The organism is Variovorax sp. GW822-FHT04E09, assembly GCF_058800845.1.
Genome location: NZ_JBXAMR010000016.1, coordinates 25,436 through 41,905 on the forward strand (window position 1 = coordinate 25,436; position 16,470 = coordinate 41,905).

At 66.5% G+C, this 16,470-nt stretch carries 27 protein-coding genes; 3 read left to right on the top strand and 24 right to left on the bottom strand.

From position 1 onward, the window contains the following. Positions 1–5: 5 nt before the first annotated feature. The 8 genes from AC1RL8_RS30890 to AC1RL8_RS30925 all read right to left on the bottom strand — a co-directional run bounded on the left by AC1RL8_RS30890 (position 6) and on the right by AC1RL8_RS30925 (position 5,219). Positions 6–365: a hypothetical protein gene (locus AC1RL8_RS30890; RefSeq protein WP_492687400.1), complete on the bottom strand. Its 360-nt coding sequence runs from the start codon at positions 363–365 to the stop codon at positions 6–8. 26 nt (positions 366–391) lie between these two features. Continuing rightward, the gene (locus AC1RL8_RS30895) at positions 392–886 is read right to left on the bottom strand and encodes a DUF4260 domain-containing protein (RefSeq protein WP_492687401.1); all 495 of its coding nucleotides are present in this window, start codon (positions 884–886) and stop codon (positions 392–394) included. Next, on the bottom strand, positions 879–1,343 hold the full coding sequence (locus tag AC1RL8_RS30900) for a Spy/CpxP family protein refolding chaperone (RefSeq protein WP_369630460.1): 465 nt from the start codon (positions 1,341–1,343) through the stop codon (positions 879–881). Before AC1RL8_RS30900 ends, AC1RL8_RS30895 begins: the two co-directional genes overlap by 8 nt. An 83-nt stretch (positions 1,344–1,426) precedes the next feature. After that, positions 1,427–1,810, bottom strand: a complete 384-nt coding sequence (locus tag AC1RL8_RS30905) for a hypothetical protein (protein ID WP_062478905.1) — start codon at positions 1,808–1,810, stop codon at positions 1,427–1,429. 168 nt (positions 1,811–1,978) lie between these two features. Then, positions 1,979–3,790, bottom strand: coding sequence for a phosphoenolpyruvate--protein phosphotransferase (gene ptsP, locus AC1RL8_RS30910; protein WP_492687402.1), 1,812 nt, complete (start codon positions 3,788–3,790; stop codon positions 1,979–1,981). Between the two features lie 10 nt (positions 3,791–3,800). After that, positions 3,801–4,070 carry an HPr family phosphocarrier protein gene (locus tag AC1RL8_RS30915; protein ID WP_062478901.1) on the bottom strand — a complete coding sequence of 90 codons (270 nt, stop codon included), beginning with the start codon at positions 4,068–4,070 and terminating at the stop codon, positions 3,801–3,803. Beyond that, a complete protein-coding gene (locus AC1RL8_RS30920; protein WP_062478898.1) occupies positions 4,039–4,494 on the bottom strand; it encodes a PTS sugar transporter subunit IIA in 456 nt (151 codons plus the stop codon). The genes AC1RL8_RS30915 and AC1RL8_RS30920 overlap by 32 nt, the downstream gene beginning before the upstream one ends. 188 nt (positions 4,495–4,682) lie before the next feature. Then, the gene (locus AC1RL8_RS30925) at positions 4,683–5,219 is read right to left on the bottom strand and encodes a hypothetical protein (protein ID WP_492687403.1); all 537 of its coding nucleotides are present in this window, start codon (positions 5,217–5,219) and stop codon (positions 4,683–4,685) included. Positions 5,220–5,321: 102 nt separating this feature from the next. Between AC1RL8_RS30925 and AC1RL8_RS30930 the strand changes: the two genes are divergently transcribed. Further along, a complete protein-coding gene (locus AC1RL8_RS30930; RefSeq protein ID WP_101493873.1) occupies positions 5,322–5,819 on the top strand; it encodes a TlpA disulfide reductase family protein in 498 nt (165 codons plus the stop codon). 65 nt (positions 5,820–5,884) lie between these two features. Here the strand turns inward: AC1RL8_RS30930 and AC1RL8_RS30935 are convergent, their stop codons facing one another. Continuing rightward, positions 5,885–6,331, bottom strand: coding sequence for a c-type cytochrome (locus AC1RL8_RS30935; RefSeq protein WP_062478890.1), 447 nt, complete (start codon positions 6,329–6,331; stop codon positions 5,885–5,887). Between the two features lie 161 nt (positions 6,332–6,492). Here AC1RL8_RS30935 and AC1RL8_RS30940 point away from each other — a divergent pair, with 161 nt between their 5' ends. After that, positions 6,493–7,200 carry a cytochrome b/b6 domain-containing protein gene (locus AC1RL8_RS30940; RefSeq protein WP_492687404.1) on the top strand — a complete coding sequence of 236 codons (708 nt, stop codon included), beginning with the start codon at positions 6,493–6,495 and terminating at the stop codon, positions 7,198–7,200. Next, positions 7,197–7,787, top strand: coding sequence for a GNAT family N-acetyltransferase (locus AC1RL8_RS30945; protein WP_492687405.1), 591 nt, complete (start codon positions 7,197–7,199; stop codon positions 7,785–7,787). The genes AC1RL8_RS30940 and AC1RL8_RS30945 overlap by 4 nt, the downstream gene beginning before the upstream one ends. A gap of 109 nt (positions 7,788–7,896) precedes the next feature. Here AC1RL8_RS30945 and AC1RL8_RS30950 read toward each other — a convergent pair whose 3' ends face one another. From AC1RL8_RS30950 to AC1RL8_RS31020, 15 genes are all read right to left on the bottom strand, one after another. Continuing rightward, entirely contained in the window at positions 7,897–8,403 is a 507-nt protein-coding gene (locus tag AC1RL8_RS30950; protein ID WP_070061892.1) for a peroxiredoxin, read from the bottom strand. An 83-nt stretch (positions 8,404–8,486) separates the two neighbouring features. Further along, positions 8,487–8,756: a 30S ribosomal protein S17 gene (rpsQ, locus tag AC1RL8_RS30955; RefSeq protein WP_062478880.1), complete on the bottom strand. Its 270-nt coding sequence runs from the start codon at positions 8,754–8,756 to the stop codon at positions 8,487–8,489. A 9-nt stretch (positions 8,757–8,765) separates the two neighbouring features. Then, positions 8,766–8,975: a 50S ribosomal protein L29 gene (gene rpmC / locus AC1RL8_RS30960; protein ID WP_056577224.1), complete on the bottom strand. Its 210-nt coding sequence runs from the start codon at positions 8,973–8,975 to the stop codon at positions 8,766–8,768. Positions 8,976–9,030: 55 nt separating this feature from the next. Next, positions 9,031–9,447 (bottom strand): 50S ribosomal protein L16, encoded by a 417-nt coding sequence (gene rplP, locus AC1RL8_RS30965; RefSeq protein WP_007838137.1) that lies wholly within the window; start codon positions 9,445–9,447, stop codon positions 9,031–9,033. 52 nt (positions 9,448–9,499) lie between these two features. Beyond that, complete coding sequence (rpsC, locus tag AC1RL8_RS30970) at positions 9,500–10,411, bottom strand: 30S ribosomal protein S3 (RefSeq protein ID WP_062478877.1); 912 nt, start codon at positions 10,409–10,411, stop codon at positions 9,500–9,502. A gap of 17 nt (positions 10,412–10,428) precedes the next feature. Then, the gene (rplV, locus tag AC1RL8_RS30975) at positions 10,429–10,761 is read right to left on the bottom strand and encodes a 50S ribosomal protein L22 (RefSeq protein WP_007838134.1); all 333 of its coding nucleotides are present in this window, start codon (positions 10,759–10,761) and stop codon (positions 10,429–10,431) included. Between the two features lie 9 nt (positions 10,762–10,770). After that, a complete protein-coding gene (gene rpsS, locus AC1RL8_RS30980) occupies positions 10,771–11,049 on the bottom strand; it encodes a 30S ribosomal protein S19 (RefSeq protein WP_062478874.1) in 279 nt (92 codons plus the stop codon). 10 nt (positions 11,050–11,059) lie between these two features. Continuing rightward, positions 11,060–11,884 (bottom strand): 50S ribosomal protein L2, encoded by an 825-nt coding sequence (rplB, locus tag AC1RL8_RS30985; protein WP_056576555.1) that lies wholly within the window; start codon positions 11,882–11,884, stop codon positions 11,060–11,062. Positions 11,885–11,886: 2 nt separating this feature from the next. Next, positions 11,887–12,222, bottom strand: a complete 336-nt coding sequence (gene rplW / locus AC1RL8_RS30990; protein ID WP_056576559.1) for a 50S ribosomal protein L23 — start codon at positions 12,220–12,222, stop codon at positions 11,887–11,889. After that, a complete protein-coding gene (gene rplD, locus AC1RL8_RS30995; protein WP_062478869.1) occupies positions 12,219–12,839 on the bottom strand; it encodes a 50S ribosomal protein L4 in 621 nt (206 codons plus the stop codon). The genes rplW and rplD overlap by 4 nt, the downstream gene beginning before the upstream one ends. Beyond that, positions 12,839–13,519 carry a 50S ribosomal protein L3 gene (gene rplC, locus AC1RL8_RS31000; RefSeq protein ID WP_062478866.1) on the bottom strand — a complete coding sequence of 227 codons (681 nt, stop codon included), beginning with the start codon at positions 13,517–13,519 and terminating at the stop codon, positions 12,839–12,841. Before rplC ends, rplD begins: the two co-directional genes overlap by 1 nt. A 236-nt stretch (positions 13,520–13,755) precedes the next feature. Then, on the bottom strand, positions 13,756–14,310 hold the full coding sequence (locus AC1RL8_RS31005) for a hypothetical protein (protein WP_492687406.1): 555 nt from the start codon (positions 14,308–14,310) through the stop codon (positions 13,756–13,758). Positions 14,311–14,326: 16 nt separating this feature from the next. After that, positions 14,327–15,907 (bottom strand): hypothetical protein, encoded by a 1,581-nt coding sequence (locus AC1RL8_RS31010; protein WP_492687407.1) that lies wholly within the window; start codon positions 15,905–15,907, stop codon positions 14,327–14,329. Between the two features lie 151 nt (positions 15,908–16,058). Further along, on the bottom strand, positions 16,059–16,373 hold the full coding sequence (gene rpsJ, locus AC1RL8_RS31015; protein ID WP_007838118.1) for a 30S ribosomal protein S10: 315 nt from the start codon (positions 16,371–16,373) through the stop codon (positions 16,059–16,061). 21 nt (positions 16,374–16,394) lie between these two features. Beyond that, on the bottom strand, positions 16,395–16,470 hold a 76-nt coding region (locus AC1RL8_RS31020; protein ID WP_492679784.1), incomplete at its 5' end, for an EF-Tu C-terminal domain-related protein.

The window sequence follows — 16,470 nt, forward strand, 5'->3', positions numbered from 1 at the left end:
TGCAATCAATCCGGCCGGCATCGCACCGTCCAGACCAGGCCGGCGGCGAGGCCGGCGAGCAAAAGCACGTGGTAGACCACGTCGGGCACCGTGCGCGGGCCGATGCCCGCGACGATGGTGCCAAGGCCGACCAGCGTGCCCAGCAGGGCAAAGCCCTGTCCGGCGATCGCCGCCGTGCGGGCATGCGCGGGGCGGCGCCAGGTTTCGAGCGCCGCGAGCACCAGCACGGTGGCGATCACGGCTTCGGCGGTGCGCGCCTGCGGATGCGCGTGGCCGGCCCCGAGCCAGCCGCCGTGCACCGCCGATGCGACGGCGAGCGTGAGCGCCTCGCCCAGCATCACGGTGCGCGCGAGCGCAGGGCGCATCAAGGGACGCGAACGGGCCACGGCACTCACCACGGATCGGCGCGGCCGATGCGGCCGAGGTGGGTGGACGCAAAGCCCGTCGCGTACTTCAGGCCGAAGCCCAGCGCATGGTCGAGCCCGACGCGGGCCAGCCAGATCAGGCCGCCGGCCACCGCCCACGGCTGCGCAGCGAACACGCCCAGCGCCAGCAGCAGCACGGGCCCGATCAGCGCATGCGCCGCGTTGTACAGCGCGGCGCCGACACGCGGCCCCGCGAGGTAGCCGAGCAGCGAAAGGTCGGGCGCGAACAGCCAGAGCGCGAACACGCCCCAGCCCATGCCGAACTGGGCATAGCCGACCAGTGCCACCGCGAGCACCACCGCGCCTTCGAAGCGCAGCACGGTGCGCACGCCGTCCATGGCCGGCACTACCGCCAGTTCGCGGGACACCGCGGAACCCACGTGCTGCTGCGGCGCCCGCAGAGCGGGTCGATGCAGCGACACGAAGCGCCCCCAGCCCGGGGGCGAGCCCATTTCAGCCATGGCGGGACCAGCGGCGGCCGCCGCGCTCCATGAAGTCACGCACCTTCTGTTGCTGGGCGGGATTCAGGTGGTCGAAGAAGTCGGCCGCGGCGGCGATCACCTCGGGGCTGCCGGTGCGCACCACGGCGGTCTTCTCTTCGACCAGGCGCGCGGCGCCGGCCTGGTCGAGCGTGTTGCCCGCGAACAGCGCCTTGAACTGCGAGCGCGGATCGCCCGAGCCGCCCGCACCGCGCATCGCCTGGCGCTGTGCCTGCAGCTTCTCGGCCAGCACGGTGAGCTTCTGCTTCTGCGCGGCGTCGAGCTCGAGCTTGCTGCCGACACGTTCGACCATCTTGGCGCGGAACTCGGCGCTGTCGCCGCCCCAGCCGTGGCGATGGCCGGCACAGCCGGCGATGCTGCCGGCGACGACGGCCAGGCCGGCGAATCCGAACAGGGTTCGTTTGATCCAGTGCTTCATGGGGGTGCTCCTTCATGCGCCCCTGCGCGGGGCTGCTTCAGTGATGAACGTGGCGACGGCGGCGACGCATGCGCCGCAGTGGCTCAGAGGCGGTTGCCGCTGTCGCGCGCGGCGGCGGCACGCGCGTCGACGGGGTTCTGCATCGTCGAGATGACCTTGCTGTTCACGCGCGAGCCGGAGGTCACGTTCTGGTCGGGGGCGGCGGCGGTGCGCACGGCTTCGGCGATGACGCGGGCGCGGTCGGTCGACACGGCCACGGTCTCGGGGCCGCGCGAACCGCGCACGACGTTCTGGTCGGGGGCGGCGGCGGCACGCACGGCTTCGGCGTTGACATCGGCGCGGCTCATGGCCGACACGGGCGCGTGGACGCCCTCGTAGCTTTCAGCCTTGGCGCCGGCGGCGGCGAGCATGGCGAAGGAACCGACAGCGACGAGCTGCGCGAGGGAGAAGGACGACTTGACGATCATGATGCAGGCCTTTCTTTCAGGGGTTGGAAGAGGAGACCTGATGGTGCGCGTCAAGGCGCGGTGAGTCCTTTCACGCCCGTATCGCCGTATTTCGGTTTGTTTCATCCGCCCCGCGACCCACCGTTTTCACGGTGCATCACGAAGACGAAGGTATGCGAAAGCGCGGGCTCAGCCCGCGAGTGCGGCCGCGGGATCGTCCGCGTCGAGCACGCCCTGCGCCCAGGGCTCGAGCTTGCCGGTGTCGGCGCGCAGCACTTCCTGCTTCACGGCGAGGATGCGCGAGGGGTGCATCGAGAAGCTGCGCAGGCCCAGGCCCAGCAGCAGGCGCGTGAAGGCGACATCGCCCGCCATCTCGCCGCACACCGACACGCCCTTGCCCTGGCGGCGGCACTCGGTGATGGTGTCGGCCACGAGCTTGAGCACCGCGGGGTGCGCGGGGTCGTACAGGTGGGCGACGGCTTCGTCGGCGCGATCGATGGCCAGCGTGTACTGGATCAGGTCGTTGGTGCCGATCGACAGGAAGTCGAAGTGCTTCAGGAAGGTCTTGAGCGTGAGCGCGGCGGCCGGGATCTCGATCATGGCGCCGAGCTTGACCGGGCCGTACACGGCGCCGCGGTTGTCGAGTTCGGCGCGCGCGAAGTCGATCAGCGACAGCGTCTGGCGGATCTCGCTGGCGTGCGCGAGCATCGGAATGAGCAGGTGGATCTCGCCGTGCGCCGCCGCACGCAGGATGGCGCGCAACTGCGTGAGGAACATCGCCGGATCGGCCAGGCTCCAGCGGATGGCACGCAGGCCGAGCGCGGGGTTCAGGTGCTCCTGCTTGCTGCCCGACTTGCCGTCCAGCGGCTTGTCGGCGCCCACGTCGATGGTGCGGATGGTGACGGGCATGCCCTGCATGCCCTCGACCGCGCGCTTGTAGGCCTGGTACTGCTCTTCCTCGTCGGGCAGGCGCGTCTGGCGCGCCGAGTTCTCGCGGCCCATGAAGAGGAATTCGCTGCGAAAGAGGCCCACGCCCACGGCGCCGGCCTTGACGGCGCCGGCCGTGTCCTCGGGCATCTCGATGTTCGCCAGCAGGTCGACGCGCTGGCCGTCGAGCGTGACGGCGGGCTTGTGGCGCAGCCGCGCGAGCCGCCCCCGCTCGAGGTCGCCCTGGCGCTGCTTGAAGCCGTACTCGGCCAGGATGATCGGCGACGGGTCGACGATCATCACGCCGGCCTCGCCGTCGATGATGACCCAGTCGTCCTGGCGCACCAGCTGGCTCGCGGAGCGCGCGCCGACGATGGCCGGGATGTCCATGCTGCGCGCGACGATGGCGGTGTGCGAGGTGCGCCCGCCCACGTCGGTCACGAAGCCCGCGAACACGCTCTTCTTGAACTGCAGCATGTCGGCCGGCGAGAGGTCGTGCGCGATGAGCACCAGCGGCACGTCGAAGCCGTCGCCCGCGGTGGGGTCGTCGTCTTCGTCGTCGTGGTCATGATGGGCGGCGGCGCGCTTGCGCCGCGGCGGGCTCGGCGCGAGCACGGCGGCCGTGCCCTTCATGCGATGCAGCATGCGCTCGACCACCTGTTCGAGGTCGGCCTTGCGCTCGCGCAGGTACGGGTCCTCCATCTCGTCGAACTGGCGCGCGATGATTTCGAGCTGCGTGGTCAGCGCCCATTCGGCGTTGTACAACCGCTCGCTGATCCAGTGCTTCACGCCGCCGCTGAGCACGTCGTCCTGCAGCAGCATCTGGTGCACCTCGAGCAGCGCCGCAAGCTCGTGCGGCGCGTCGTTCGGGCCCATCTGCGCCACGCTGGCCTGCAGCTTGGTGAGCTCGTCGGCCACCGCGTTGCGCGCGGTGCGCACGCGGTCGATCTCGGTCTCGATCTCTTCCGGCTTGATGAAGTAGTGCGCCACGTCGATGCGGCTGGACACGACCAGCACCGCGCGGCCGATGGCAATGCCACGGGCGACCGGGAGACCGTGGACTGCGAAGGTCATGCGCGGGTCCTTATTCGCCTTCGCCGAACTTGTCGTCCATCAGTTGGACGATGGCGTTCATGGCTTCGTCTTCCTGCGGGCCGTTGGTCTCGAGCTCGACGGTCACGCCGAGGCCGGCGGCCAGCATCATGACGCCCATGATGCTCTTGGCGTTGATGCGGCGGTCGCCGCGCGACAGCCACACCTCGCAGGGGAAGCTGCCGGCGAGCTTGGTCAGCTTGGCCGACGCGCGTGCGTGCAGGCCCAGCTTATTGCTGATGGTCACGGATTTCTTGATCACTGTGCTTTCTTTTCGCCTGGTTCTGGGGAGCCGCCACCGCCACCTGCATCACGCCGGCGGTGCCGCCCGCGAGGGCCCGCTGCACCAGGGTGTCGAGCGGTTCGTGGCGGTAGGTGACGGCGCGCAGCAGCATCGGCAGGTTGACACCGGCCACGAGCCGCGAGCGCACGCCGTCCACCAGCTTCTGCGCGACGTTGCAGGGCGTGGCGCCGAACACGTCGGCCAGCACCAGCACCTGCGAGCGCGGGGCATGCAACTGCTGCGCGAGCGTGATGCGCGCGGCGGCCAGCGTTTCCTCGGGCGACACGTTGGGCAGCACGTCGAGGGCCACGACCGCCTGTTCGCAGTCGGGGAACACATGCAGCGCGCACTGCCGCAGCGCCTGTGCGAACGGGGAGTGGGCAATGATGAGGATGCTGTTCATGCGGCTCGGAGGACGACGCGTCGATTATGCGGGGGCGCCCAAAGGAAGTAGAGACATCGAGGACACAACGCGGCAACCGGGGAAAGCGGCCATGGCGGGCGCGTGGCCGGGGTGTAGGTTTGCGCCGCGGCAACAGCTATGAAAACGATAGCTGGCCCGTGCATCGCGGCCTGTCGGCCGGCCCCTGCTCATGGCAGGCGCAGGCCCTCGAAGAAGGTCTTGGTCGCCTCGGGCGAGGACGGCCGGCCGAGCACGGTGGCCTGGTAGAGCGACACGCTGCCGTCTTTCTGCGACTGCGCGAACCAGAGCACCTGGACCGGCGCCACGCCCTGCTGCGCCGATTGCCCGTCGAGCCGCCACGGTGCGGGAACGGCCGTGGCGCGCGGCAAGGTGGCCGGCCCCTGGATCACCTGCGCGACGCCCAGCTGGCCGTGCGTGGCCGTGCGCCAGGCCGTGAGCCAGGCCTCGGCCTGCGCCGGGCTGGTGGCGGCGGCATGGGCCACGGCGAAGGTCGCGCCGCCGGCTTCGCAGCCGGTCATGTCGACCTGCACCGACTCGGCGCCCAGCGGCACCGCGCGCTGGGCGCGGTCGGCCTTGCAGGGCAGCAGCGCGACCAGGCCGGCGTCGGCGATCGGCACTTCGCGCCAGTTGAAGGTGGGGCTGCAGGCGCCCAGCGCGGCGGCCAGGGCCAGCACGGGCCAGGAGGGGAAAGGAAGCGAGGGCATCGGAGGACGATTATCGAGCGGCCTTCGGGGAATGAAGCGCGTGCGCCGGCGCGTTCCGGCACGCGGAACTAAAATCGCGCCGCCTCTCTCCTTCAGGTGCCCATGAAAAAATACATCGCTGCCGCCGCCGTCGTGATCGCCCTGGCCGCCGGCGTGGGCGTGTACCTCGGTTCGGGCAGCACCGCCGCCCCGGCCTCGACCTTCGTGCTGCTCGACGGCACCACCAAGAGCACGGCCGACCTGAAGGGCAAGGTCACGCTGGTCAACTTCTGGGCCACGAGCTGCGTGACCTGCGTGGCCGAGATGCCCAAGGTGATCTCGACCTACGACAAGTACAAGGCCAAGGGCTATGACACGCTGGCGGTGGCCATGAGCTACGACCCGCCGAGCTACGTCGTCAACTTCGCCGAAACCCGCAAGCTGCCGTTCAAGGTGGCGATCGACAACACCGGCAGCGTGGCACAGGCCTGGGGCGACGTGAAGCTCACGCCGACCACCTTCATCGTCAACAAGAAGGGCGAAATCGTGAAGCGCTATGTGGGCGAGCCCGATTTCGCCGAGCTGCACAAGCTGATCGAAAAGCTCCTGGCCGAGGCCTGACCTTCGGCCCCAGAAAAGCAAAAGGCGCTCCAAGGAGCGCCTTTTTCGTGGCGAAAGCCCGCGGCTTACTGGTTGCGGAAGCTGTCGTGGCAGGCCTTGCAGCTCGCGCCGGTCGGGCCGAACTGGGCCTTGAGCGCGTCGATGTTGCCGGCCTTGGCGGCAACCACCAGCTTGCCGGTCTCGGCGATCACCTTGTCCTGGTGTTCCTTGAACTTCGCGGCTTCCTTCCAGACTTCGGGCTTGGCCTTGCCGCCTTCGGTGCCGGCGCCGAAGCCGGCCCAGGGCAGCTTGGCCATGTCGGCGACGATCTCGGCGTTGGCGGCGGCAGCGGCGGCGTCGTAGGGCGCCCGGCCGTTGGCCATGGCGCCCAAGCGGCCGAAGTGCTGGGCCATCACGAACAGCGCGCTCTGGCGGTACTTGATGGCATCTTCGGGCTTGGCAAACTGTGCCGCGGCGGGCAGGGACATCGCAGCGCAGGCGGCTGCAAGGGCGAACGAAGCAAAACGGGTCATCGTGGGTCCTTGTGTGGGGGTTTTGGGCACCGTCGAACGCGGTGCTGCAGGCAGTGTAGGGGCTGCCCGTGTCGGGCGCATAGCAACAACCCGGTGGAACGACCGGGCCGGACTTTGCTAATCTGCGCCTTCCGCAGCCTCGCGCCCCGGCGCCTTTTTCGATGACCGACACCCTCTCGGTGGCCCGCACACGCGTCTGGGACCTGCCGACCCGCCTCTTTCACTGGGCGCTCGCCTTCGCCGTGATCGGCCTGATCGTGACGGGCCTGAACGGCATCATGGAATGGCATTTCCGCCTCGGCTACACCGTGCTGGCGCTGCTGCTGTTCCGGCTGATCTGGGGGGTCGTGGGCGGGCGCTGGTCGCGCTTCGCGGCCTTCATCTATGCGCCGGGCTCGGTGATCGCCTACCTGCGCGGCAAGTCGCACCCCGACCACCTGATCGGACACACGCCGCTGGGCGCGCTGTCGGTGTTCGCGGTGCTGGCGCTGTTGATTCTGCAGGTCGCCACTGGGTTGATGGCCGACGACGAGATTTCCGCCTCCGGGCCGCTGACCCGCTTCGTGTCGGGCGCGATGGTGAGCCTGGCGACGGGCTGGCACAAGGCGCAGGGCAAGTGGATCGTGATCGCCCTGGTGAGCCTGCATGTGCTGGCGGTGCTGTTCTACGTGCTGGTCAAGCGGCACCGGCTGGTCGGGCCGATGCTGTCGGGCGACAAGCTGGTGGTCGCGGGCGCGGCCCCCAACGGGAATGGCAATGGCAACGGCGTGGCTCCGAGCCGCGACGATGCGGTGTCGCGCACGCTGGCGCTGGTGCTGTTCGCGCTGTGCGCGGGCGTGGCGTTCTGGGTGGCGTCGTTGCGCGTATGAGCGGCTTTTCCGTCTCCCGCCCGTTACCACTGTCGGACATGCCGGCCGTGGTGCTGCTCACGCCCGACGAACCGCACGAAGTCGACGCCGTGCGCGCCATCTTCCGCGACTACGCGGGCTCGCTGGCCATCGACCTCGACTTCCAGGACTTCGACGGCGAGCTGGCCGGACTGCCCGGCGAGTACGCCGAGCCGCGCGGCACCTTGCTGCTGGCGCTGGTCGATCCCGCCCATGTGAACGAAGACGCCGGCCGCGCCGCGCCCACGCTGAAGCGCGCCGACGGCACGCTCGCCCACGTGGCGGGCTGCTGCGCGCTGCGCCCGATCGACAGCACGGACTACGCGAACGCGGCGGAAATGAAACGGCTGTATGTGCGCCCCGGGTTCCGGGGGCTCGGGCTCGGCCGGCAACTGGCCGAGGCCATCCTCGATGCGGCCCGCAGCGCAGGCTATGCCTGCGTGCTGCTCGACACCCTCGACGACATGGAGTCGGCGCGCGCCCTCTACGAAGACCTGGGCTTCGCGGAGGTGCCGCCCTACTATCACAACCCCGTCGCCGGGGCTCACTACCTCAAGGTAGACCTCTAGACTCGCCCCCAGGCTGCGCGCACTTCGTGTCGCTTCGCCAACCCCCTACCGGGGGCGGGCCGGCCGCTTCGGGCGGCCGTGCGCGGCGGCCCCCACGAAAGAGCCAGGTTCAGCCGCGGGCTTGTGCGAGCAGTGTGTCGGCGTCGCTCACTTCGAACTTGCCCGGGCCTTCGACGTTCAGCGTCGCGACCTTGCCGTCCTTCACGAGCATCGAGTAGCGGTTGCTGCGCAGGCCCATGCCGCGGCCGGTCAGGTCGAGCGTGAGGCCGGTGGCCTTCGCGAAATCGGCACTGCCGTCGGCCAGCATGCGCACCTTGGCGCCAGTCTTCTGGTCGCGCGCCCAGGCGCCCATCACGAACGCGTCGTTCACGCTCACGCACCAGATCTCGTCCACGCCGGCGGCCTTGAAGTCGTCGAAGTGCTGCACGTAGCCCGGCACGTGCTTGGCCGAGCAGGTGGGCGTGAAGGCGCCCGGCAGTGCGAACAGCGCGATGGTCTTGCCCGCGGTGGCCTTGGTCACGTCGACCGGGTTCGGGCCGATGCTGCAGCCCTCGCCCTCCACTTCGGAATATTCCTGCAGGGTGGCCGAAGGAAGGGTGTCGCCGACTTTGATCATGTGAATTGCTCCTGAAAAAGAAAAACGGCCCACATTGTGGGCCGTTTCCGGATGGGTTGCCTCAAGGGCGACCGAGTGCCTGATCAGACCAGGACGGCCTTCTCGACCAGACGGGTCACGACCCAGTTCTTGGTCTTCGAGATCGGACGGCTTTCCGTGATCTCGATGGTGTCGCCGAGGTGGTACTCGCCCTTTTCGTCATGGGCGTGGTACTTGCTCGTCTTGGCCACGATCTTGCCGTAGAGCTCGTGCTTCACACGGCGCTCGACCAGCACGGTCACGGTCTTGGCACGCTTGTCGCTGACCACCTTGCCGATCAAGGTGCGCTTGAGGGATTTTTTAGCTTCCGTCATGTTCACTCCTTACTTGGCGGCTTGGGTCTCTTGCTCTTTCTGAGCAAGAATGGTCTTGGCGCGAGCGATGTCGCGACGCGTCACGCGCAGCGTCGTGGTGTTCGACAGCTGTTGCGTGGCCTTCTGCATGCGCAGGCCGAAGTGGGCCTTCTGCAGATCCTTGATTTCGGCTTGCAGGCCTGCGACGTCCTTCGTGCGCAGGGTTGCGGCCTTCGTCACCTTGGCCGAAGCCGCGGTTTCTTTCTTCTTACGTGTTGCCATGGATGTTCTCCTCTCAGGCGCCGAGCTGGCGAGCGACGAACGTCGTGCGCAGCGGAAGCTTGGCGGCGGCCAGGCGGAACGCTTCGCGGGCGAGTTCTTCGGGCACGCCGACGATCTCGAACACGATCTTGCCAGGCTGGATTTCAGCGACGTAGTACTCGGGGTTGCCCTTACCGTTACCCATCCGCACTTCAGCGGGCTTGGTAGAGATCGGCTTGTCCGGGAACACGCGGATCCAGATACGGCCACCGCGCTTCACGTGACGCGAGATCGCGCGACGAGCGGCTTCGATCTGGCGCGCCGTGAGGCGACCGCGGTCGGTGCATTTGAGACCGAAGTCACCGAACGCAACCGAGTTACCCGTGGTTGCGATGCCGGTGTTGCGGCCCTTTTGTTCCTTGCGGAACTTTCTGCGTGCAGGTTGCAGCATGTTTTGTTACTCCGTGAGGGCCCCAGGCACTTGCGTGCCCGGGAGCGACCGATTACTCGGTCTTGGCACCGTCCGCTGCTGCAGCGGGCGCGGCTTTGCGGACGCGCTTAACGGCGGGTTTCGAGTCTGCACCGGCACCGCCGGTTGCTTCTGCGGGCTTGTCGCTGCCATCGGCCGGAGCGGTGTTGCCACCGATCGGACCACGGGCACCGGCACGGGGGCCGGGACCACGACGGTCGCCACCCGGACGGTCGCCAGGGCGACCATCACGGCGGGGACCACGCGGGCGGCGCTCTTCGTCCGGACGCGGCGTTTCGACGGCCGGCAGGTCGTTGCGACCCAGCGTGTCGCCCTTGTAGACCCAGACCTTGACGCCGATGACGCCGTAGGTGGTCTTGGCTTCCGAGGTGCCGTAGTCGATGTCGGCGCGCAGGGTGTGAAGCGGCACGCGGCCTTCGCGATACCACTCGGTACGTGCGATTTCGATGCCGTTCAGGCGGCCAGCCGACATGATCTTGATGCCCAGGGCACCCAGACGCATGGCGTTCTGCATGGCGCGCTTCATGGCGCGGCGGAACATGATCCGCTTTTCGAGCTGCTGCGTGATGCTGTCGGCGATCAGCTGCGCATCGATTTCGGGCTTGCGCACTTCTTCGATGTTGACCGCAACCGGCACGCCGAGCTGCTTACCCAGTTCGCGCTTGAGGTTCTCGATGTCTTCGCCCTTCTTGCCGATCACGACGCCCGGACGAGCCGAGTAGATCGTGATGCGTGCGTTCTTGGCGGGACGCTCGATCATGACGCGCGACACCGAAGCGTTCTTCAGCTTCTTCTTCAGGTATTCGCGAACCTTGATGTCTTCGGCCAGCATGCCCGCGAAATCGCGGTCGCTTGCGTACCAACGGCTGGACCAGTTACGGGTGACCGCAAGGCGGAACCCGGTTGGGTGGATTTTCTGTCCCATATTTCTTCCAGGCCTTCTTAGTTGCCAACCGTCACGTACACATGGCACGTGGGCTTGCTGATGCGATTGCCGCGACCCTTGGCGCGCGCCGTGAAGCGCTTGAGCGTTGCACCTTGCTCGACGTAGATGGTCTTGACCTTCAGCTCGTCGATGTCGGCACCGTCGTTGTGCTCGGCGTTGGCAATCGCCGACTCGAGCACCTTCTTGATGATCACAGCGGCCTTCTTCTGCGTGAATTGCAGAACGTTGAGCGCTTGATCGACCTTCTTGCCGCGGATCAGGTCCGCGACCAGACGGCCCTTGTCGACCGACAGGCGGACACCGCGGAGGACTGCACGTGTTTCAGACATGGTCGTTCCTTACTTCTTCTGGACTTTTTTGTCCGCGGGGTGCCCCTTGAACGTGCGCGTGAGCGCAAATTCGCCGAGCTTGTGGCCGACCATCTGGTCGGTGATGTACACGGGCACGTGTTGCTTGCCGTTGTGCACAGCGATGGTCAGACCGATGAACTCGGGCAGAACCATCGAGCGGCGCGACCAGGTCTTGATCGGCTTCTTGTCCTTGTTCGTCACGGCCTTGTCGGCCTTGGCCACGAGGTGGTGGTCGACGAAAGGACCCTTTTTGAGAGAGCGAGTCATTGGCTATCCCTTACTTCTTGCGACGCGACACGATGAAGACCTGCGTGCGCTTGTTGTTACGGGTGCGATAGCCCTTGGTCAGATTGCCCCACGGGTCGACAGGATGGCGGCCTTCGCCAGTCTTGCCTTCGCCACCACCGTGCGGGTGGTCGACCGGGTTCATCACCACGCCGCGAACGGTCGGGCGAATACCCATGTGACGCTTCACACCGGCCTTGCCGAGCTGGCGCAGGCTGTGTTCTTCGTTGGCCACTTCACCGATGGTCGCGCGGCATTCGATGTGAATGCGACGGACTTCGCCCGAACGCATGCGGACCTGGGCGTACACGCCTTCACGGGCCAGCAACGTTGCCGAGGTACCGGCCGAACGTGCGATCTGCGCGCCCTTGCCGGGTTGCAGTTCGATGCAGTGGATCGTCGAACCCACGGGGATGTTGCGGATCGGCAGGGTGTTGCCGGCGCGGATCGGGGCTTCGGCGCCCGACATCAGGGTTGCACCAGCTTCCAGACCGCGCGGGGCGATGATGTAGCGGCGCTCGCCGTCGGCGTAGCAGACCAGAGCGATGTGGGCGGTGCGGTTCGGGTCGTACTCGATGCGTTCGACCTTGGCCGGGATGCCGTCCTTGTTGCGCACGAAGTCGACAATGCGGTAGTGGTGCTTGGCACCACCGCCACGATGGCGGATCGTGATGTGACCGTTGTTGTTACGGCCGGCCTTCTGGAACTGGGGTTCCAGCAGGGCTGCGTGAGGCGCACCCTTGTGCAGGTGGTCACGCGAAATCTTCACCGCGCCGCGTTGGCCCGGCGAAGTGGGTTTCATCTTGATGACGGCCATGATTAAGCGCCTTCCCCGACGAGGTTGAGCTCTTGACCGGCCTTCAGCGTCACATAAGCCTTGCGCACGTTGTCGCGGCGGCCGATGGACTTGCCAAAGCGCTTGGTCTTGCCCTTGGTGTTGAGCACCGACACGCCCTGGACTTCGACCTTGAACATCAGTTCAACAGCGGCCTTGATCTCGGGCTTGGTGGCGTCTTGCAGCACCTTGAAAGTGACAGCGTTCGACTTCTCGCCGACCATCGTGGCCTTTTCGGACACGATCGGTGCGACCAGCACGTTCATGAGACGGCCTTCGTCGAACTTACGTTGTGCAGGGGTGGGGTTCACGCGGCTCATGCGAACATCTCCTTGAGCTTGTCGACGGCACCCTTGGTGACCAGCACCTTCTTGTAGTGAACCAGCGACACCGGATCGGCGTAACGGGGTTCGACCACGAGGATGTTGACCAGATTGCGCGAGGCAAGGTACAGGTTTTCGTCGACTTCTTCGGCGATCACGAGCACGGACTCGAGATTCATTGCCTTGAAACGGGCTGCCAGCGGCTTCGTCTTGGGCGAATCCACGGTCAGCGAATCGACCACGGCCAGACGGCCTTCGCGAGCGAGCTGCGAGAAGATGGAGGCCATGCCGGCGCGGTACATCTTCTTGTTGATCTTCTGCGAGAAGTTTTCGTCAGGCATGTTCGGGAAGATCCGGCCGCCTCCGCGCCACAGGGGCGAGGACGTCATACCGGCGCGGGCGCGGCCCGTTCCCTTTTGCTTGAAAGGCTTCTTGGTCGAGTGCTTGACCTGTTCGCGGTCCTTCTGGGCGCGCGTGCCTTGACGGGCGTTGGCCTGGAATGCAACGACGATCTGGTGGACCAGGTCTTCGTTGTAGTCACGGCCGAACACGGTCTCGGGGGCGTCGTACTTCGACGCGGCCTGGCCTTGTTCGTTCAGGAGTTCGAGTTGCATTACTTCGCTCCTTCAGCCGCTTGCGGCTTGGCCTTGATGGCGGGACGCACGGTGACGAAGCCACCCTTCGAACCCGGGATCGCGCCCTTGATGAGCAGCAGCTGACGTGCTTCGTCGATGCGGAACACGTCGAGGTTTTGCGTCGTGCGGGTGACGTCGCCGAGGTGGCCCGTCATGCGCTTGCCGGGGAACACGCGACCGGGGTCTTGTGCCATGCCGATCGAGCCGGGCACGTTGTGCGAACGGCTGTTACCGTGCGACGCGCGCTGCGAGCTCATGTTGTGACGTTTGATCGTGCCGGCGTAGCCCTTGCCGATGGTCGTGCCTTGCACGTCCACCTTCTGGCCCACGGAGAACACGCTGCTTGCCGCGATCACGCCGCCAGCCTTGTGCTGACCTGCGGTATCGGCGGTGACGCGGAATTCCTGGATGATTTCACCAGCTTCGACACCTGCCTTGGCAAGGTGGCCGGCTTGGGGCTTGGTCACGCGCGATGCTTTGCGCGAACCGAACGTCACCTGCAGGGCGACGTAGCCATCGGTCTCTTGGGACTTGATCTGGGTCACACGGTTGTTGGACACATCCACCACCGTGACGGGAACTGCGTCCCCGTCATCGGTGAAGAGACGCATCATCCCCACCTTGCGGCCCAGCAACCCGAGGGAGTTGCTCAGACTCATTTGTTTTCTCCAAAAATGGAAGACTTCCTTCGCCGCTGCCACTTCAATTGGCGACAGCGTTTGGCTGGTTTCCCGGCCTGCGAGAGAAGGTTGATAAATCTCTGCCAGAACGGCGCCCGAACGGACGCAACAAGGGCAGAGCCAGAGATTATAGCCCGCAGTTGAACCGGGGCGCAAGTGGCCCTTTTCGGGCCGGATTCAGGGGGTTCCGGCCCCGTTTCGGGTGGCTTTCGGGCCTATTTCGCGGGCAGCGAGATGATGTTGTCGCCGCCTGGCAGCGACTTGATCTCGCCATTGGCCTTCATGGCGGGCGCCGCCGCGCCGGTCTGGATCGGGATGGAAATGGCACTGGTCCGACCAGCCTGCTTGATGAACACATTCAGGTAGGCCAGACCGTCACCCTGGCTGATCACCGTGACGGAAGTGTCGGAGCGCTGTCCCGGCGGCAGACTCAGCGACGCGTTGCCGGACAGCGTCAGGCCCGCATCGACCGTCAGCGTCACGCTGGCGCCCGCGGGGTCGCTGACGCCGTCGAACTGCAGAACGACGACAGTCGGCTTGCCGGCCTGAGGCGCGCCGTCCAGCCGGTACTGCAGCTTGACACCGGAGTCATTGGGTTTTCTCGATGCGGTCACCCAGGGGGTGGCCGCATCCTTCGAGGTTGCAGCCGACAGCTTCGCAGTGGTGCGCGCCGGCGGCATGCCGTCGGCCAGGGCAGAGACCGGGAGCGCGGACAGTGCAAGTCCCGCCGCCAACGCGGCAGCCAAAGAGAGGCGAGTGTTCAGGATCATCGCGAGCCTTCCCTTCCTATTGAACAAGCACGCTGAGGCACAGCGGCGAAGCAGAGGAGCTCGTCATTGCGGCATCCCGCACTGCCAGAACGTACTCACCCGCGCTCAGGCTGACCCGGTTGCCCGACCGGGCGATCTCTCCGCCCCGGAAGACGTCGAAGTCCGGCAGCGTGGCGCCCCCGACCGTGACCTGGTAGTCCCGGTTCGCCGGCGCGGTGAAGCGCAGGTAGGCAATGCTGCCGTGCTTGTTGCCGGTACCCGCCGCATTGGAGACGCAGGCACTGCTCGGCGCCGGACCAACCGTCAAGGCTCCGTACATCGGCAGCGCTCTTGGCACCCCGCCGTCGTTCGATTCGCCCGTGCCGAATGCATCGCTGGAGGTGATGCCCTGCGCGGTCAGCAGGCTGTTCAGCGCCGAGGCGTTGCCAGGCGACGTCGCATTGAACGCGGCGGCGAACGCGTGGATGGACGTGACCGGCGCGCCGCTTCGGAACTGGAAGCCGGTCAAGGTGTCGTGGATGGGCTTGAAGCCGGCTTGCCGGTTGAGGTTCCACAGGATGGCCTGGACCGACAGTTCGCGGAACCAGCCCGGGTTGCCGGTCGGGGGCCCGGCGGACAGATCCAGCCGCCCACCTTCGCCCTGCTGCGCACCCGTCGAGTCCACGTAGTTGCTCCGGTTCAGCGCGATGCCCGACCATGCATTGCCCCAGCCTTCGGAAAAAGCGAGCCGCCGGTCGAGACGATCCGTTCCGTCATGCTCGCCCCCCATCGAATCGTCGCGGCTGAACGCCGACTGGTAATAGTGCCCCCACTCATGCGCGATCACCGGTGCGTCGAACTCGTCGGTGTCGACGTTCTCCTTGCCCAGCACATAGATCTGCCGACCGCTGCTTCCGTTGTTGAAGAAGAAGGTCGTGCCGATTTGCCCTGTCGCGAGGTTGATCGACGTGGACGGCGTGTTGTCGGCACTCCAGAAAACCTTCAGCACAGGAAACGCCGAAGCCGGCGCCACCGACAGCACCTTCTGCATGGAGGTGTAGACCGTGTCGAGCACGGCGAACGGCGCCGCGACGCGCGTCCCACTGTAGCCAGAACCTCCCCAGCCGCTGTCCGCACGCAGGTCGCGCGTCAATGCCACGCTTCCCGACGAAAAGCTCGCCGACTGCATCGAGTACAGCGCGTCGCTGCGGGTGTTGTCGCGCACCGTGACATCCCAGGTCGCGCCCGGACCGGTCCGGGTCAGCTGGGCCCGGACGCGCACGGTGATGTTCGTGTTCGCCGGCACCGAGACCGCGTAATTGCCACCGTCATCCGTGGTGGTCAACGCGAGCTGCGCCGATGTGTTGGCATCGAGCACCTCCACCGTGGCGCCGCGCACAGGCTTGGCCGTGGTGCTCGCGTACAGGAGGGGCCCGTTGTTGTTTGGCACCGAGTCGTAAGTGGCTTTCCCGCTCAGGGCGACCGGGTTCAGCACGATCGGCAGGCCGATGGGAAACCCACCGCCGCCTCCGCCACCACCACCTCCCCCACCGCAACCTGCCAGCAATGCCGCTGCGATGCACGCCGCACCGAATGCAAAAGAGAACTTCTGGCTCATCACGTGTGCTGCCCTCGTTTCAGCCCCGGCGCACTGCGTCCCGCAGGCCGGTGCGCGAGGATGCCACAGTTGAGAAACAAACGTGAAGCACAAAAAAGCCCGCCTGCATTTCTGCAGGCGGGCTGTGCTCGGAATGCGACGCGAGGTCGAATTACTGCAGCTTGATCTCGACGTCGACGCCGGCCGGCAGGTCGAGCTTCATCAGCGCGTCCACGGTCTTGTCGGTGGGGTCGACGATGTCCATCAGGCGCTGGTGCGTGCGGATTTCCAGCTGGTCGCGCGACGTCTTGTTGACGTGCGGCGAACGCAGGATGTCGAAACGCTTCATGCGGGTCGGCAGGGGCACGGGGCCCTTGACGATCGCGCCGGTGCGCTTGGCGGTGTCCACGATTTCAGCGGCCGACTGGTCGATCAGCTTGTAGTCGAATGCCTTCAGGCGGATGCGGATCTTTTGCTTGGTAGCCATGGTGATTCCTTTGCGTCCGACTTAGATGTCGAGGATCTTGGCCACGACGCCCGAACCCACGGTACGGCCGCCTTCACGGATGGCGAAGCGCAGGCCT

Coding starts and splice junctions, on each gene's coding strand:
- rplC (WP_062478866.1), bottom strand. CDS start 13,519: ATGAGTCTGAGCAACTCCCTCGGGTTGCTGGGCCGCAAGGTGGGGATG.
- AC1RL8_RS30945 (WP_492687405.1), top strand. CDS start 7,197: ATGAGCGGCTTTTCCGTCTCCCGCCCGTTACCACTGTCGGACATGCCG.
- ptsP (WP_492687402.1), bottom strand. CDS start 3,790: ATGACCTTCGCAGTCCACGGTCTCCCGGTCGCCCGTGGCATTGCCATC.
- rplB (WP_056576555.1), bottom strand. CDS start 11,884: ATGGCCGTCATCAAGATGAAACCCACTTCGCCGGGCCAACGCGGCGCG.
- rpsQ (WP_062478880.1), bottom strand. CDS start 8,756: ATGACGGAAGCTAAAAAATCCCTCAAGCGCACCTTGATCGGCAAGGTG.
- AC1RL8_RS30920 (WP_062478898.1), bottom strand. CDS start 4,494: ATGAACAGCATCCTCATCATTGCCCACTCCCCGTTCGCACAGGCGCTG.
- AC1RL8_RS30905 (WP_062478905.1), bottom strand. CDS start 1,810: ATGATCGTCAAGTCGTCCTTCTCCCTCGCGCAGCTCGTCGCTGTCGGT.
- AC1RL8_RS31005 (WP_492687406.1), bottom strand. CDS start 14,310: ATGATCCTGAACACTCGCCTCTCTTTGGCTGCCGCGTTGGCGGCGGGA.
- AC1RL8_RS31010 (WP_492687407.1), bottom strand. CDS start 15,907: ATGAGCCAGAAGTTCTCTTTTGCATTCGGTGCGGCGTGCATCGCAGCG.
- rplD (WP_062478869.1), bottom strand. CDS start 12,839: ATGCAACTCGAACTCCTGAACGAACAAGGCCAGGCCGCGTCGAAGTAC.
- rpsC (WP_062478877.1), bottom strand. CDS start 10,411: ATGGGACAGAAAATCCACCCAACCGGGTTCCGCCTTGCGGTCACCCGT.
- rplP (WP_007838137.1), bottom strand. CDS start 9,447: ATGCTGCAACCTGCACGCAGAAAGTTCCGCAAGGAACAAAAGGGCCGC.
- rplW (WP_056576559.1), bottom strand. CDS start 12,222: ATGAGCCGCGTGAACCCCACCCCTGCACAACGTAAGTTCGACGAAGGC.
- AC1RL8_RS30900 (WP_369630460.1), bottom strand. CDS start 1,343: ATGAAGCACTGGATCAAACGAACCCTGTTCGGATTCGCCGGCCTGGCC.
- AC1RL8_RS30935 (WP_062478890.1), bottom strand. CDS start 6,331: ATGACCCGTTTTGCTTCGTTCGCCCTTGCAGCCGCCTGCGCTGCGATG.
- rpsS (WP_062478874.1), bottom strand. CDS start 11,049: ATGACTCGCTCTCTCAAAAAGGGTCCTTTCGTCGACCACCACCTCGTG.
- AC1RL8_RS30890 (WP_492687400.1), bottom strand. CDS start 365: ATGCGCCCTGCGCTCGCGCGCACCGTGATGCTGGGCGAGGCGCTCACG.
- AC1RL8_RS30940 (WP_492687404.1), top strand. CDS start 6,493: ATGACCGACACCCTCTCGGTGGCCCGCACACGCGTCTGGGACCTGCCG.
- rpsJ (WP_007838118.1), bottom strand. CDS start 16,373: ATGGCTACCAAGCAAAAGATCCGCATCCGCCTGAAGGCATTCGACTAC.
- AC1RL8_RS30930 (WP_101493873.1), top strand. CDS start 5,322: ATGAAAAAATACATCGCTGCCGCCGCCGTCGTGATCGCCCTGGCCGCC.
- AC1RL8_RS30925 (WP_492687403.1), bottom strand. CDS start 5,219: ATGCCCTCGCTTCCTTTCCCCTCCTGGCCCGTGCTGGCCCTGGCCGCC.
- rplV (WP_007838134.1), bottom strand. CDS start 10,761: ATGTCTGAAACACGTGCAGTCCTCCGCGGTGTCCGCCTGTCGGTCGAC.
- AC1RL8_RS30950 (WP_070061892.1), bottom strand. CDS start 8,403: ATGATCAAAGTCGGCGACACCCTTCCTTCGGCCACCCTGCAGGAATAT.
- AC1RL8_RS30895 (WP_492687401.1), bottom strand. CDS start 886: ATGGCTGAAATGGGCTCGCCCCCGGGCTGGGGGCGCTTCGTGTCGCTG.